Annotated in this window: 13 protein-coding genes, 1 pseudogene and 1 other annotated feature; all 14 genes and pseudogenes read right to left on the bottom strand. The window is 32.7% G+C overall.

The features are described 5' to 3' along the window. Positions 1 to 96: GTP-binding protein (locus ACTNAO_RS12000; RefSeq protein ID WP_287621107.1), on the bottom strand; the 96-nt coding region annotated here is incomplete at its 3' end. 123 nt (positions 97 to 219) lie between these two features. Further along, on the bottom strand, positions 220 to 2,286 hold the full coding sequence (gene fusA, locus ACTNAO_RS11995) for an elongation factor G (protein ID WP_441029309.1): 2,067 nt from the start codon (positions 2,284 to 2,286) through the stop codon (positions 220 to 222). 143 nt (positions 2,287 to 2,429) lie between these two features. Continuing rightward, positions 2,430 to 2,900, bottom strand: coding sequence for a 30S ribosomal protein S7 (gene rpsG, locus ACTNAO_RS11990; RefSeq protein ID WP_441029308.1), 471 nt, complete (start codon positions 2,898 to 2,900; stop codon positions 2,430 to 2,432). Between the two features lie 177 nt (positions 2,901 to 3,077). Beyond that, on the bottom strand, positions 3,078 to 3,452 hold the full coding sequence (gene rpsL / locus ACTNAO_RS11985; protein WP_441029306.1) for a 30S ribosomal protein S12: 375 nt from the start codon (positions 3,450 to 3,452) through the stop codon (positions 3,078 to 3,080). A 185-nt stretch (positions 3,453 to 3,637) separates the two neighbouring features. Then, a complete protein-coding gene (rpoC, locus tag ACTNAO_RS11980; RefSeq protein WP_441029304.1) occupies positions 3,638 to 7,174 on the bottom strand; it encodes a DNA-directed RNA polymerase subunit beta' in 3,537 nt (1,178 codons plus the stop codon). A 23-nt stretch (positions 7,175 to 7,197) separates the two neighbouring features. Then, a complete protein-coding gene (gene rpoB / locus ACTNAO_RS11975) occupies positions 7,198 to 10,923 on the bottom strand; it encodes a DNA-directed RNA polymerase subunit beta (protein WP_441029302.1) in 3,726 nt (1,241 codons plus the stop codon). Between the two features lie 277 nt (positions 10,924 to 11,200). After that, positions 11,201 to 11,569 (bottom strand): 50S ribosomal protein L7/L12, encoded by a 369-nt coding sequence (gene rplL, locus ACTNAO_RS11970; protein ID WP_441029301.1) that lies wholly within the window; start codon positions 11,567 to 11,569, stop codon positions 11,201 to 11,203. Between the two features lie 40 nt (positions 11,570 to 11,609). Continuing rightward, a complete protein-coding gene (gene rplJ, locus ACTNAO_RS11965; protein ID WP_441029299.1) occupies positions 11,610 to 12,113 on the bottom strand; it encodes a 50S ribosomal protein L10 in 504 nt (167 codons plus the stop codon). A gap of 27 nt (positions 12,114 to 12,140) precedes the next feature. Beyond that, positions 12,141 to 12,270: a sequence feature (ribosomal protein L10 leader region), on the bottom strand. A gap of 43 nt (positions 12,271 to 12,313) precedes the next feature. Then, positions 12,314 to 13,003 (bottom strand): 50S ribosomal protein L1, encoded by a 690-nt coding sequence (gene rplA / locus ACTNAO_RS11960; RefSeq protein WP_441029297.1) that lies wholly within the window; start codon positions 13,001 to 13,003, stop codon positions 12,314 to 12,316. Positions 13,004 to 13,055: 52 nt separating this feature from the next. Further along, positions 13,056 to 13,481, bottom strand: a complete 426-nt coding sequence (gene rplK, locus ACTNAO_RS11955) for a 50S ribosomal protein L11 (protein ID WP_441029295.1) — start codon at positions 13,479 to 13,481, stop codon at positions 13,056 to 13,058. 79 nt (positions 13,482 to 13,560) lie between these two features. Further along, a complete protein-coding gene (nusG, locus tag ACTNAO_RS11950; protein WP_441029293.1) occupies positions 13,561 to 14,085 on the bottom strand; it encodes a transcription termination/antitermination protein NusG in 525 nt (174 codons plus the stop codon). A gap of 32 nt (positions 14,086 to 14,117) precedes the next feature. Further along, on the bottom strand, positions 14,118 to 14,342 hold the full coding sequence (secE, locus tag ACTNAO_RS11945; protein ID WP_441029291.1) for a preprotein translocase subunit SecE: 225 nt from the start codon (positions 14,340 to 14,342) through the stop codon (positions 14,118 to 14,120). A 49-nt stretch (positions 14,343 to 14,391) separates the two neighbouring features. Beyond that, positions 14,392 to 14,541, bottom strand: a complete 150-nt coding sequence (gene rpmG, locus ACTNAO_RS11940; RefSeq protein ID WP_441029289.1) for a 50S ribosomal protein L33 — start codon at positions 14,539 to 14,541, stop codon at positions 14,392 to 14,394. A 169-nt stretch (positions 14,542 to 14,710) separates the two neighbouring features. Then, positions 14,711 to 14,815 (bottom strand): annotated as a pseudogene (locus ACTNAO_RS11935) (elongation factor Tu); the annotation flags it as partial.

Below are 14,815 nucleotides of genomic sequence, written 5' to 3'. Positions count from 1 at the left end.
AATAGCTGCTGTTAATGTTGTTTTTCCGTGGTCAACGTGACCAATTGTTCCAATGTTTACGTGTGGCTTATTTCTTTCAAATTTTTCCTTTGCCATTTTTTATATTCCTCCTTAATATAACCTAAGTCATAAAATCTTCTTAATTATTATAACTTATTTGATTATTATAATCTACTTTTTAATAAAATTTACTGGTGCAAAAATACATTAATTTATTAATTATTTATCTTTATTTCCAGCAATTTGTTCTTGAATAGCTTTTGGTACTTCTTCATAGTGGTCAAATACCATTGAGTAAGTTCCTCTACCTTGAGTCTTTGATCTTAATGCAGTTGCATAACCAAACATTTCAGCAAGAGGTACAAATGCTCTTATTATTTGAGCACCATTAACTGATTCCATACCTTCCATTCTTCCTCTTCTTGAGTTAACATCACCAATTACATCACCCATATATTCTTCTGGAACAGTAATTTCAACTTTTTCCATAGGTTCAAGTAATACTGGATCAGCTTTAGCCATAGCATTCTTAAATGCCATAGAACCAGCTATTTTAAACGCCATTTCTGAAGAATCGACTTCATGGTAAGAACCATGTACTAATTTAACCTTAAAGTTAATAACATTGTATCCAGCAACAATACCATTTAAAGCTGCTTCTTGGATACCAGCATCAATAGCAGGAATGTATTCTTTTGGAATAGCTCCACCTACGATTGCATTTTCAAATGTATATTCTCCTTCAGTTGGTTCCATTTCAATAATACAGTGACCGTATTGTCCTTTACCACCTGATTGTTTAGCATATTTAGCTTCAGCTTTAACTGCTTTTCTAATTGTTTCCTTGTAAGAAACTTGTGGAGCACCTACATTACATTCAACCTTAAATTCTCTTTGAAGTCTATCAACAATTATATCTAAGTGAAGTTCACCCATACCAGCTATGATTGTTTGACCAGTTTCTTGGTTAGTGTAAGTTTTGAATGTTGGATCTTCTTCAGCAAGTTTTGCTAAAGCAATACCCATTTTTTCTTGACCAGCTTTTGTTTTTGGTTCAATAGCTACTGAAATAACTGGTTCTGGGAATTCCATTTGTTCAAGTATTATTGGATTAGCTTCATCACATAAAGTATCACCAGTAGTAGTGTTCTTTAATCCTATGATTGCTCCTAATTCTCCAGCTTCTAAGCTTTCAACTTCTTCTCTATGGTTAGCATGCATCTTAACAAGTCTACCAATTCTTTCTTTCTTACCCTTAGTAGAGTTAAGAACATAAGAACCACTAGACATTACACCTGAATATATTCTAGTAAATGCTAATCTTCCAACAAATGGATCTGTAGCAATTTTAAATGCTAAAGCTGACATTGGTTCTTTATCGTCTGCTTTTCTGTTAGAATCATTTCCTTCTAAATCAACACCTGAAACTGGTGGTATATCAAGTGGTGATGGTAAGAATTCAACAACAGCATCTAACATTTCTTGAACACCTTTATTCTTGTATGAAGAACCACAAAGACAAGGATAAATTTCATTTGCTATAGTAGCTTTTCTTAATGCAGCAACTATTTCTTCTTCAGTGATTTCTTCACCTTCAAGATATTTCATCATTAATTCTTCATCTGTCTCAGCAATTGCTTCAATCATAATATTTCTATATTCTGCTGCTTGTTCTTTTAAATCATCAGGAATTTCTTCTACTCTTATATCAGTTCCCAAATCATCATAAAAAACATTTGCTTGATTCTTAATTAAATCAACCATTCCTTTAAATGAGTCTTCATTACCTATTGGTATTTGAATTGCTATACAATTAGCTTTTAATCTATCTCTAACTGTAGTTACACATCTAAAGAAATCTGCTCCAGTAGCATCCATCTTATTTACATAAATAATTCTTGGAACATTATATTTATCTGCCTGTCTCCATACAGTTTCAGTTTGAGGTTCAACACCACTCTTTGCATCAAGAACTGTTACAGCTCCATCAAGTACTCTTAGTGATCTTTCAACTTCAACTGTGAAATCTACGTGTCCTGGAGTATCGATAATATTTAATTCATGACCCTTCCATTCGCATGCAGTAGCTGCTGAAGTAATTGTGATACCTCTTTCTTTTTCTTGAGCCATCCAGTCCATTTGTGATTCACCAGTATGTGTTTCACCTATTTTGTGAGTCTTACCAGCATAGAATAATATACGCTCAGTAGTTGTAGTTTTTCCCGCATCAATATGAGCCATAATTCCGAAGTTACGGAACTTTTCTAATGGGAATTTTCTAGTCATTACTTTTTCCTCCTCTCAATTAGACATTTATTTAATTTTATAAGAACAAATTTTCTAAAAGCAAGTGATAACGCTTGCTTCATTTCCATTATAAATTTGACAAAACTGCTTTGGCATAAGATCCAAAACAGTTTTAATTATAATTAGTATCTGTAGTGAGCGAAAGCCTTGTTTGCTTCTGCCATTCTATGAGTATCTTCTCTCTTCTTAACAGCAGATCCAGTGTTGTTAGCTGCATCTAGTAATTCTCCAGCTAATCTTTCACTCATAAGCTTTTCTCCTCTTTTTCTAGCTGCTGCTAGTATCCATCTGATACCTAATGTCTGTCTTCTTTCTGCTCTTACTTCTATTGGAACTTGATAAGTAGCTCCACCTATTCTTCTAGCTTTAACTTCAAGTAATGGCATTACATTATTCATTGATTCTTCAAATACTTCTAATGCTTCCTTACCTGATTTTTGAGCTATTATTTCAAAAGCATCGTAGCATATTTTTTGTGCCACGCCCTTTTTACCATCCAACATTATGTTGTTTATTAATTTAGTAACAACCTTTGAATTGTACATTGGATCTGGTAATACATCTCTTTTTGCTATATGTCCTTTTCTTGGCACTTTTCTTCCCTCCTTAACAAGATTATTTAAGTTCATAGGTACTCGGTAATATCTCATACCGCAAAGTGCTAACTTCTTCATCTATATAAATTTTCTATAATATCTATAAAATCACTAATAATTAACTACTTCAAATCTATGTAAATGCTGAAGATAAGCACTACATGTTGCTATAGACTATTTCTTAGGTCTCTTAGCACCATATTTTGATCTTCCTTGCATTCTGTTAGCTACACCAGCACAATCTAATGCACCTCTAACGATATGGTATCTAACACCAGGAAGGTCCTTAACTCTACCACCTCTTATAAGAACAACACTGTGTTCTTGTAAGTTATGACCTACACCTCCGATGTAAGCTGTAACTTCAAATCCATTTGTAAGTCTTACTCTGGCAATTTTTCTTAAAGCTGAGTTAGGCTTCTTTGGAGTAGTAGTTTTTACTACAGTACATACACCTCTCTTTTGAGGACACTCCTTTAATGCTGGAGCTGTTGAAGTAGTAACTGCAACTTTTCTTCCTTTTCTTACTAATTGACTTATAGTTGGCATTTTTTCACCTCCTGAATTATATTTATCTATTTTAAATTAAAAAGATAAAACAAATCAAAACGCAACAACCGTTGTCTGTTTAGATTTTGAAAAAAATAAAATACAATTGCGTAATTCTACATTAATACATAAAATCACACAATTTGTATTTTATCATCTAACAAAGCTTATGTCAATATATTATATTATTGAATTGAATCAATATTAACTATTTCTTCTTTTGGTTCATCCTTAGCATTAACTTTTAATGTTCTGTATCTCATCATACCTGTACCAGCTGGTATAAGCTTACCAATGATTACATTTTCTTTTAATCCTAATAATGGATCAACCTTTCCTTTTATTGCTGCTTCAGTTAAAACTCTAGTTGTTTCTTGGAATGATGCTGCTGATAAGAAACTATCTGTTGCTAAAGCTGCTTTAGTTATACCAAGTAATACTTGTTCTCCTTGAGCCTCAACTCCACCAAATTCTCTTACCTTTTCATTTGCTTCTCTAAAATCAAATATATCAATCATAGTTCCAGGTAAAAGTTCTGTATCTCCAGAGCTTGTAACTTTAACTTTTCTTGTCATTTGTCTTACAACTACTTCTAGATGTTTATCATTAATATCAACACCTTGAAGTCTATAAACTTTTTGAACTTCTGATAAAAGATATCTTCTAGCTCCATCAATTCCTTTAATATTCATGATATCATGTGGATTTACTGAACCTTCTGTTACCTCATCACCAGCTTCAATTTCTTCACCATCAGTAACTTTAAGTCTTGAGCCAAATGGTATATCGTAACTCTTTTCTTCACCATCAGCGCCAACTACATGAACAGTTCTCTTTTTCTTAGTTTCTTCAATCTTAACAGTACCTGTAACTTCAGAAACTATTGCAAGACCTTTAGGTTTTCTAGCTTCAAATAATTCTTCAACTCTTGGAAGACCTTGAGTTATATCAGCACCAACAACACCACCTGTATGGAATGTTCTCATTGTAAGTTGTGTTCCTGGTTCACCAATTGACTGAGCTGCTATTATTCCAACAGCTTCACCAATATCTATCTTTTTAGCTGTTGCCATATTCATACCATAACACTTTGAACATACACCAGTTTTACAATCACATGTAAATACTGATCTTATTTTAACTTTTTTAATTCCAGTGTTTTGGATTTTCTCTGCCATTGCAGCATCAACATATGAATCATTTGCAAGTATTAAGTCACCTGTATTTGGATCACAAATATCTTCTGCAAGATATCTTCCTGTAAGTCTTTCTTTTAATTCTTCAACTACTTCATTACCTTCCTTAATTTCAGATACATACATACCTTCTTTAGTACCACAATCTTCTTCTCTTACAATAACATCTTGTGATACATCAACTAGTCTTCTTGTTAAGTAACCTGAATCGGCAGTTTTTAAAGCAGTATCAGCATTACCTTTTCTTGCACCATGTGTAGAAATGAAATACTCAAGTACATCAAGACCTTCCTTAAATGATGCTCTAATTGGTAATTCTAGAATCTTACCAGATGGACTTGCCATAAGTCCTCTCATACCAGCTAATTGCTTAATTTGAGACTTAGAACCTCTGGCTCCAGAGTCAGCCATCATGTATATAGGATTGAATCTATCCAAACTATCCATTAAGGCATCTGCAACATCTTCAGTTGTTTTAGTCCACTTAGCTATAACTCTTTCATATCTTTCATCATCAGATATAAATCCTCTCTTATACATCTTTTCGATCTTTTCTACAGTTTCATCTGCTTCTTTTAGTAATGTGTATTTTTCATCTGGAACTATCATATCAGATGTTGATACTGTAACAGCTCCAATTGATGAATAATGATATCCTAATGCTTTAATCTTATCAAGCATAATAGATGTATTAGTAGGTCCATGAACTGCATAACATTTATCAATAATCTTTCCTAATGTTTTCTTTGTAACAAGGAATTCTATTTCTAAATTGAATTTTTCTTCATTGCTAGTTCTATCAATGAATCCTAAATCTTGAGGAATTGATTCATTGAACAAAATCTTTCCTACTGTAGTTTGGATTATTCCACTTTCAAGAACTCCATCAAATTCCCTATACATTTTTACTTTAATATCAGCATGTATTCCTATTGCTCCAACTTGGTAAGCCATTATAGCTTCCTCTTTTGATGAGAATATTGATCCTGATCCTTTTTCTTGTTGTGCTTCCATAGTTAAATAATATGAACCAAGAACCATATCTTGTGTAGGAACACAAACTGGTTTACCATCAGATGGTTTTAATATATTATTAGCAGCAAGCATTAAGAATCTAGCTTCAGCTTGTGCTTCAACTGATAATGGTACGTGTACCGCCATTTGGTCACCATCAAAATCAGCATTATATGCTGTACATGCTAATGGATGTAATTTTATTGCTCTACCTTCAACAAGCACTGGTTGGAATGCTTGAATTCCAAGTCTGTGAAGTGTAGGAGCACGGTTTAAAAGAACAGGATGATCTGCAATAACTTCTTCAAGTACATCCCATACTTGAGGCATTACTCTTTCAACCATTCTCTTTGCGCTCTTTATATTATGTGCTATTCCATCTTCAACAAGTTTTTTCATAACAAATGGTTTGAAAAGCTCTATTGCCATTTCCTTTGGAAGACCACATTGATACATTTTTAATTCTGGACCAACTACTATAACAGATCTTCCTGAATAGTCAACTCTCTTACCAAGTAAGTTTTGTCTGAATCTTCCTTGTTTTCCCTTAAGCATATCTGATAAAGATTTAAGAGGTCTATTTCCAGGACCAGTAACAGCCCTACCCCTTCTACCATTGTCAATTAAAGCATCTACAGCTTCTTGAAGCATTCTCTTTTCATTTCTAACAATGATATCTGGTGCACCTAAATCTAATAATTTCTTAAGTCTATTATTTCTATTAATAACTCTTCTATATAAATCATTTAAATCAGATGTAGCAAATCTTCCTCCATCTAATTGAACCATAGGTCTTAAATCTGGTGGAATAACAGGAATAACATCAATAATCATCCAAGTTGGATCATTTCCAGATTGTCTAAATGATTCTATAACTTCTAGTCTTCTAATTATTCTTACTTTCTTTTGTCCTGAACTTTGTTTAAGTTCTTCTTTAAGTTCAACTGATTGAGCTTCAAGATCAATTTCAGCTAATAACTTTTTAATTGATTCAGCTCCCATACCTGCTTCAAAACTTTCTTCACCATATTTATCAACAGCTTCTCTAAATTCTTTTTCATTTAATAGTTGTTTCTTTAAAAGTGGTGTATCTTTTGGATCAATAACAACATATGAAGCAAAATATAGTATTTTTTCAAGTGCTCTTGGTGACATATCTAGTATTAATCCCATTCTAGATGGAATTCCTTTAAAATACCAAATATGAGATACTGGAGCAGCAAGTTCAATGTGCCCCATTCTCTCTCTTCTAACCTTTGCCTTTGTGACTTCAACTCCACATCTGTCACAAACAATTCCTTTATATCTTACTCTCTTGTACTTTCCACAGTGACATTCCCAGTCCTTAGTTGGTCCAAAAATTCTTTCACAGAATAGACCATCTCTTTCTGGTTTTAAAGTTCTATAATTTATTGTTTCTGGTTTTTTAACCTCACCTCTAGACCATTTTCTTACTTGTTCTGGAGATGCTAAACCTATTTGCATGGCATCAAAATTGTTTAATTCAAACAAGGGTATATCCTCCCTTCAAAAAATTAGTGTTCATCATCATTAAAATCATCAAGTCTTAAATCATCTTGTAATGAGTCTATTTGAAATTCGTCAAAATCTTCATCGTCAATATCTTCTTCTTTTTCTTCAGGTTCAGTATAACTGTCATCACTTGGCATATCACCATTTTGTTCAGTTGGAGCCACAAAATCTTCTGTACCTTCCATGTTAACATCTAATTGTTCTGAATCATCATCAGTCAATTCTTTTAATTGAACTTCTTGATTATCTTCATTTAACACTCTAACATCTAAGCATAATGCCTGTAATTCCTTAATAAGAACCTTAAATGATTCTGGAACTCCTGGTTCTGGAATATTTTCGCCCTTAACTATAGCCTCGTATGTTTTAACTCTTCCTACAACATCATCTGATTTAACAGTTAATATTTCTTGAAGAGTGTGAGCAGCACCGTAAGCTTCAAGAGCCCAAACTTCCATTTCACCAAATCTTTGGCCTCCAAATTGAGCTTTACCACCTAAAGGTTGTTGAGTAACTAATGAATATGGTCCAGTTGATCTTGCATGAATCTTATCATCAACTAAGTGAGCTAGTTTTAAGATATACATTATACCAACTGTTACTTCATTGTCAAAAGGTTCTCCTGTTCTACCATCATATAAAACTGTTTTACCATTTACTGCATAACCAGCTTTCTCTAAGCATTCTTTAATATCTGATTCAGATGCGCCATCAAAAACTGGAGTAGCTATATGCCAGCCAAGTTTACTTGCCGCCCATCCTAAGTGAACTTCAAGTACCTGACCAATATTCATACGTGATGGAACTCCTAGAGGATTTAAGCAAATCTGAAGTGGTCTACCATCTGGTAAGAATGGCATATCTTCTTCTGGTAATACTCTTGAAACAACACCCTTATTACCATGACGTCCTGCCATCTTATCTCCTACTGATATTTTTCTCTTTTGAGCTATATAACATCTTACAAGTTCATTTACTCCTGGATTTAAATCATCACCATTTTCTCTAGTAAACACTTTTATATCTACTATAATTCCAGCTTCACCATGAGGAACTCTAAGAGATGTATCTCTAACTTCTCTAGCTTTTTCACCAAATATAGCTCTTAGAAGTCTTTCTTCTGCTGTTAATTCAGTTTCACCCTTTGGTGTAACCTTACCAACCAAAATATCTCCTGATCTAACTTCAGCTCCAATTCTAATGATACCTCTATCATCTATATCTTTAAGTGCATCTTCACTTACATTTGGTATATCTCTTGTAATTTCTTCAGGTCCAAGCTTAGTATCTCTAGCTTCACACTCATATTCTTCTATATGAATTGAAGTGAATATATCTTCTCTTACTAATTCTTCAGAGATAAGCATAGCATCTTCGTAGTTGTAACCTTCCCAAGTAATGAATCCCATTCTAATATTCTTACCTAATGCTATTTCACCAAGATCAGTTGATGCTCCATCAGCTAAAACTTGATTTTTAAATATAATTTCACCTTTTTCTACAATAGGTCTTTGGTTTATACACATACCTTGGTTACTTCTCTTAAATTTAAGAAGTTTATATACATCTGTACCACCATCTGAATCTCTCTTAATTCTGATTTGGTCAGCACTTACATATTGTACAACTCCGGCATTTTTTGCTTTTGGAAGAATACCACAATCTACAGCAGCCTTAAATTCAATACCTGTACCAACTATTGGTGCTTGTGTTTTTAATAATGGAACTGCCTGACGTTGCATGTTTGATCCCATTAAGGCTCTTGACGCATCATCATTTTCAAGGAATGGTATCATAGCTGTTGCCACAGATACAATTTGTCTTGGAGAAACATCCATAAGATCTGCATCTTCAGCTGGAACTACTAAAATATCATCCAAATGTCTAACTGTTACTTTCTTATTAACAAAGTGCCCATCTTCTGTAAGTGGTTCTTTTGCATGTGCAATTAAATATTGATCTTCTTCATCTGCAGTAAAGTATCTTATTTCTTTTGTTACCACATGCTTTTCTTTATCAATAATGCTATATGGAGTTTCTATAAATCCATATTCATTTACTCTAGCATAAGCAGCTAATGAATTGATAAGACCTATGTTAGGTCCTTCTGGAGTTTCTATAGGACACATTCTACCATAATGTGAGTGGTGAACGTCTCTAACTTCAAATCCAGCTCTTTCTCTTGAAAGACCTCCAGGTCCAAGTGCTGATAATCTTCTCTTATGCGTAAGCTCTGATAATGGATTAATTTGATCCATGAATTGTGATAATTGTGAACTACCAAAGAATTCTTTAATAGCTGCAGCAACTGGTCTAATGTTAATTAACATTTGAGGAGTTATAGCCTCTTGATCTTGAATAGTCATTCTTTCTTTAACTACTCTTTCCATTCTTGATAAACCAATTCTAAATTGATTTTGTAATAATTCACCTACTGATCTTAATCTTCTATTTGCTAAGTGATCAATATCATCAACATATCCTACTCCATAAGGCAATCCTAATTCATAGCTTATTGTTGCAAAGATATCATCCTTAATTATATGCTTAGGTATTAATTCATTAATTCTTCTTTTAATTTCCTTTTTAATTGATTCTTCATCATCAAAGTTATCTAAAATTTCTTTTAGTATTGGATAATGTACTAATTCTTTTATGTTTAAATCGGAAATATCAAAAGATATATATTTATGTATATCTACAAAATTATTTCCTATTACCCTTACTACTTTATCTTCTACTAATATATCTACAGAGTTAATTCCTGAATTTCTAATTTCTTCTGAAACTTTTCTACTTATTTTTTGTCCTTTTTCAACCATTATTTCTCCAGTTGATGGATTAACAATATCTTCAGCTGCAATTTGATTAACTAATCTTAAGTTAATTGCTAACTTCTTATTGAATTTATATCTACCAACTCTTGATAGGTCATATCTTTTAGCATCAAAGAATAAAGAATCAATTAAAGAAATAGCACTATCTACTGTAGGAGGTTCACCTGGTCTAAGTCTTTTATAAACTTCAAGTAAAGCTTCTTCCTTAGTTTTTGTATTATCTTTTTCAATTGATGCTTTAAATCTCTCATCTTCACCAAAATAATCAATTAATTCTTGGTCTGTTCCAAATCCCATAGCTCTTGCTAAGATTGTAATTGGAAGCTTTCTTGTTTTATCGATTCTAACATAAATAATATCATTAGAATCAGTTTCATATTCAAGCCATGCACCTCTATTGGGTATGACTGTTGATGCAAATAATTTTTTACCACTCTTATCTCTAGTATAATTGTAATATACACCTGGTGATCTAACTAATTGGCTAACTATAACTCTCTCAGCACCATTTATAATAAATGTACCTTGATCAGTCATTAATGGGAAATCTCCCATAAATACCTCTTGTTCCTTAATTTCACCAGTTTCATTATTTTGTAATCTAACTGATACTTTTAGCGGTGCAGCATAAGTTGCATCTCTTTCTTTACATTCTTCAACTGAATATTTTATATTATCCAGATCAAGTTTGTAATCAACAAACTCTAGAACTAAGTTTCCTGTAAAGTTACTAATAGGATTAACATCATCAAATACTTCATGAAGTCCTTCATCTAAAAACCACTTATAGGAATTTAATTGCACTTCGATTAAATTTGGTATTTCTGTTACATCTTTTACTCTGCTGAAACTCATTCTTGTTCTTTTTCCATTTTGGACAGGATGTACCATGAATTTTCACCCCTTATATAAACTAAAATAACCAAAAACATAATTTCTCTAGGGAATTTATGCTTTCGGAGAACATCAACGCAATATGTAATTAAATCAATTACATACTTTACACTATTATATAATTATCCATATTGAATAGTACATTTAATGATAGTATCACAATAGATTTCAATTGTCAACCTTTTGTTTTATTTTTATTATATTTTTATCTGAAAGTTTTATTTTGTTGACGACAAAAAAGAGGTGCTAACTAGCACCTCTTTAAAAGAATAAATTACTTTAATTCTATTTCTGCTCCAACTTCAGCTAATTTAGCTTTCATTTCTTCAGCTTGATCCTTAGCTACAGCTTCTTTAATAGTCTTAGGAGCTCCATCAACTATTTCCTTAGCTTCTTTTAATCCTAATCCAGTTATTTCTCTAACAACTTTGATTACTTTAATCTTGCTTGCACCTGCATTTGTTAATACTACGTCGAATTCAGACTTTTCAGCAGCACCTGCAGCACCTGCAGCAGCACCTCCTGCAACAGCAACTGGAGCAGCAGCACTTACTCCAAATTCTTCTTCACACGCTTTAACTAATTCGTTTAAATCTAAAACGCTCATTTCCTTTATAGCTTGAATTATATCTTCCTTTGTCATTATAAATTGCACCTCCAAAATTTTTCAAAAATTATTCAGTTTATTCAGCTGTTTCAGCTTCTTTTTTATCTTTTATTGCACTAAGTAAGTATGCAAGGTTTGATAATGGAGCCTTGATACTTCCAAGAAGTTTTGCAATAAGAACTTCTTTTGATGGAATTGAAGCAAGTTGAACGATTTTTTCCTTATCGTAGATTTCTCCATCAATAAGACCTGCTTTTAATTCTAATTTCTTATGATCATTAGCAAAATTATTTAAAATTCTTGCTGGAGCTGTAACATCTTCATATGAAAATGCTATAGCACTTGGTCCTTCTAAGAATTCATCTAAACCTTCAATGCCTAATTCTTTAGCAGCTAAAGTTACTAAAGTATTTTTGTATACTTTATATTCGACACCTTCTGTTCTTAAATTCTTTCTTAATTGAGTATCTTCTTCAACAGTAAGACCTTGATAGTCAGCTATAACTACAGCTTTAGCTTTCTCTAACTTTTCTTTAATTTCAGCCACTTTTGCTTCTTTTAAAGTTCTATTCTTATTCATTACTGTTTGTCACCTCCTTGTAATAGATAGTGTATCAAAAAAGTCTTCCTTTAGACAAAGGAAGACTACATAAATCTCTTTAATAATCTTCCTAAGTAGGTTGATATACGTTATGTAAAAATACACCCACTGTCTACGGAATGCTTTATTCTTTTTTACAACAATGTGAATTATAACAATCTTTTGTTACATTGTCAATACTATTCTAATACTTTTACAGGATTTATTTTTGTTCCAGGTCCCATAGTACTTGATACAGATACTGACTTAATGTATTGACCTTTTGCAGCTGCTGGTTTAGCCTTAACAATAGCTTCCATTATAGTTTGGAAGTTTTGTTGTAACTTTTCAGCTCCAAAAGACTTCTTACCAATTTGGCAGTGGATTATAGCAGTTTTGTCAACTCTATATTCTACTTTACCAGCTTTAATTTCAGATATTGCCTTAGCAACATCAAAAGTTACTGTTCCTGATTTTGGGTTTGGCATTAATCCTTTAGGTCCTAATATTCTACCTATTCTACCAACAACACCCATCATATCTGGAGTTGCAACAACTACATCAAAATCAAACCAGTTTTCTGATTGAATTTTTTGAACTAATTCTTCAGCACCAACATAATCTGCTCCTGCTGCTTCTGCTTCTTTAGCCTTTTCACCTTTAGCAAACACTAAAACTTTAACAGTTTTTCCAGTTCCGTTTGGTAAAACTACTGCACCTCTAACTTGTTGATCTGCATGTCTTGGATCAACACCTAATCTTACATGTAACTCTATAGTCTCATCGAAATTTGCTTTAGCAGTTTTTACACATAAATCCATTGCTTCTGCTGGACTATATAAAGTATGTCTATCAATTAATTTTGCACTCTCTACGTATTTTTTTCCCATTAATAAGCCTCCTTTGTGGTAATAGCGGTTTAGACCTCCCACTTATTTTGAATTACTCTTCTACTGTTACTCCCATGCTTCTTGCTGTACCTTCTACCATGCTCATAGCACTTTCAATTGTAGCAGCATTTAAGTCTGGCATCTTCATTTCTGCAATCTTCTTAACTTGTTCCTTAGTTAATTTACCAACCTTTGTTTTGTTTGGAACTCCTGATCCACTCTTTAATCCTAATTCTTTCTTGATTAAAACAGCAGCTGGAGGAGTTTTTAAGATAAAACTAAAAGATCTATCTTGATATACTGTTATAACTACTGGTATTATTAATCCAGCTTGATTAGCAGTTTTTGCATTAAACTCCTTACAGAATCCCATAATATTTACACCATGTTGTCCTAATGCTGGTCCAACTGGTGGTGCTGGTGTTGCCTTTCCTGCAGCAAGTTGAAGTTTTATCATTCCAGTTACTTTCTTTGCCATTTGTTATTCCTCCTAATACTGTGGTGTTTGCGAGCATTAAATTAATATGCTCTCCCACTTAATAAACACTAATTTATTTTTAAACTAGTTTTTCAATTTGATTAAAATCTAGTTCAGCTAAAGTTTCTCTGCCGAACATATCTACAGATGCTTTTATTTTGTGTTTTTCAACACTAATTTCTTGTACTAATGCAATAAACTCTCTTAAAGGCCCAGAAATTACTCTTACGCTTTCTCCTACTTCAATATCAATGTCTTTAGGCACTTCCTTTACACCCATGGCATCAACTTCTTCATCAGTAAGAGGAACAGGTTTTGATCCAGGTCCAACAAAGCCAGTAACTCCTCTAGTATTTCTTATAACATACCAAGATTCGTCTGACATTAGCATTTTAATTATTACATATCCAGGAAACTTTTTCTTAGAAACTACTTTTTTACTGCCATCTTCTTTTTCTTCAACAACATCTTCCATAGGAACTTGAATATCAAGTATTAGATCATGAAGATTTCTATTTTCAATGGTTTTTTCAATTGTAGCTTTTACCTTATTTTCATAACCTGAGTATGTATGTACCACGTACCATCTTGCTCTTTCACTCATATTATTTTATCGGTGCTAGCACCCAAACCTCCTTATTTAAGCTTTAAAATTAATTCAAAGAGATTTTGGAAAGCATAATCGAATACACCAATTATAATAGTGTACGCTAAAGTAAATAAGAAAACAGCTATTGTTGCTTTCTTAGTTTCTTGTGCAGAAGGCCAAGTTATCTTATCCTTGATTTCTACAAAAATCCCTTTAAAAAAGTTTATTATGCCACCTTTTTTTGCATCTTTAGATTTTGCTTGTTTTGCCATAATATCACATCCTTAAATTTTGTAAGTATGTGTTCTCTAAATAGTATTACTATTTAGTTTCTCTGTGAAGAGTGTGCTTCTTACAGAATTTGCAATACTTTTGCATTTCAATTCTGTCAGGATTATTCTTTTTGTTTTTCATAGTTGCATAGTTTCTTTGTTTGCATTCTGTGCATGCTAAAGTTATTTTTACTCTCATTGTTGCACCTCCAGTTATTTGTATATATTTAAAGAGTCAAAATACTCTTAATTCTATATTGAATTTTGAGTTACTAATTCACATTATCACAAAAATATATCATTGTCAATATTTTAGTTCTTTGTAAAGGACTAGGTACAATATACCCAGTCCAAAACAAAAGCAAATATTATTCGTCTATGCTAGTAACAACTCCAGAACCTACTGTTCTTCCACCTTCTCTGATAGCGAATCTTAATCCTTCGTTCATTGCAACTTCTGTGATTAATTCAAC

The organism is Clostridium sp. HCP1S3_C6 (genome assembly GCF_052066735.1).
Classification (GTDB): Bacteria; Bacillota; Clostridia; order Clostridiales; family Clostridiaceae; genus Clostridium.
This window is presented reverse-complemented; position numbering and strand designations above follow the sequence as displayed.

Excerpts from the sequence above, each read along its gene's own strand:
- rplL (WP_441029301.1), bottom strand. The coding sequence starts at position 11,569 with ATGACAAAGGAAGATATAATTCAAGCTATAAAGGAAATGAGCGTTTTA.
- rplA (WP_441029297.1), bottom strand. The coding sequence starts at position 13,003 with ATGGGAAAAAAATACGTAGAGAGTGCAAAATTAATTGATAGACATACT.
- rplK (WP_441029295.1), bottom strand. The coding sequence starts at position 13,481 with ATGGCAAAGAAAGTAACTGGAATGATAAAACTTCAACTTGCTGCAGGA.
- secE (WP_441029291.1), bottom strand. The coding sequence starts at position 14,342 with ATGGCAAAACAAGCAAAATCTAAAGATGCAAAAAAAGGTGGCATAATA.
- fusA (WP_441029309.1), bottom strand. The coding sequence starts at position 2,286 with ATGACTAGAAAATTCCCATTAGAAAAGTTCCGTAACTTCGGAATTATG.
- rplJ (WP_441029299.1), bottom strand. The coding sequence starts at position 12,113 with ATGAATAAGAATAGAACTTTAAAAGAAGCAAAAGTGGCTGAAATTAAA.
- nusG (WP_441029293.1), bottom strand. The coding sequence starts at position 14,085 with ATGAGTGAAAGAGCAAGATGGTACGTGGTACATACATACTCAGGTTAT.
- rpoB (WP_441029302.1), bottom strand. The coding sequence starts at position 10,923 with ATGGTACATCCTGTCCAAAATGGAAAAAGAACAAGAATGAGTTTCAGC.
- rpsL (WP_441029306.1), bottom strand. The coding sequence starts at position 3,452 with ATGCCAACTATAAGTCAATTAGTAAGAAAAGGAAGAAAAGTTGCAGTT.
- rpmG (WP_441029289.1), bottom strand. The coding sequence starts at position 14,541 with ATGAGAGTAAAAATAACTTTAGCATGCACAGAATGCAAACAAAGAAAC.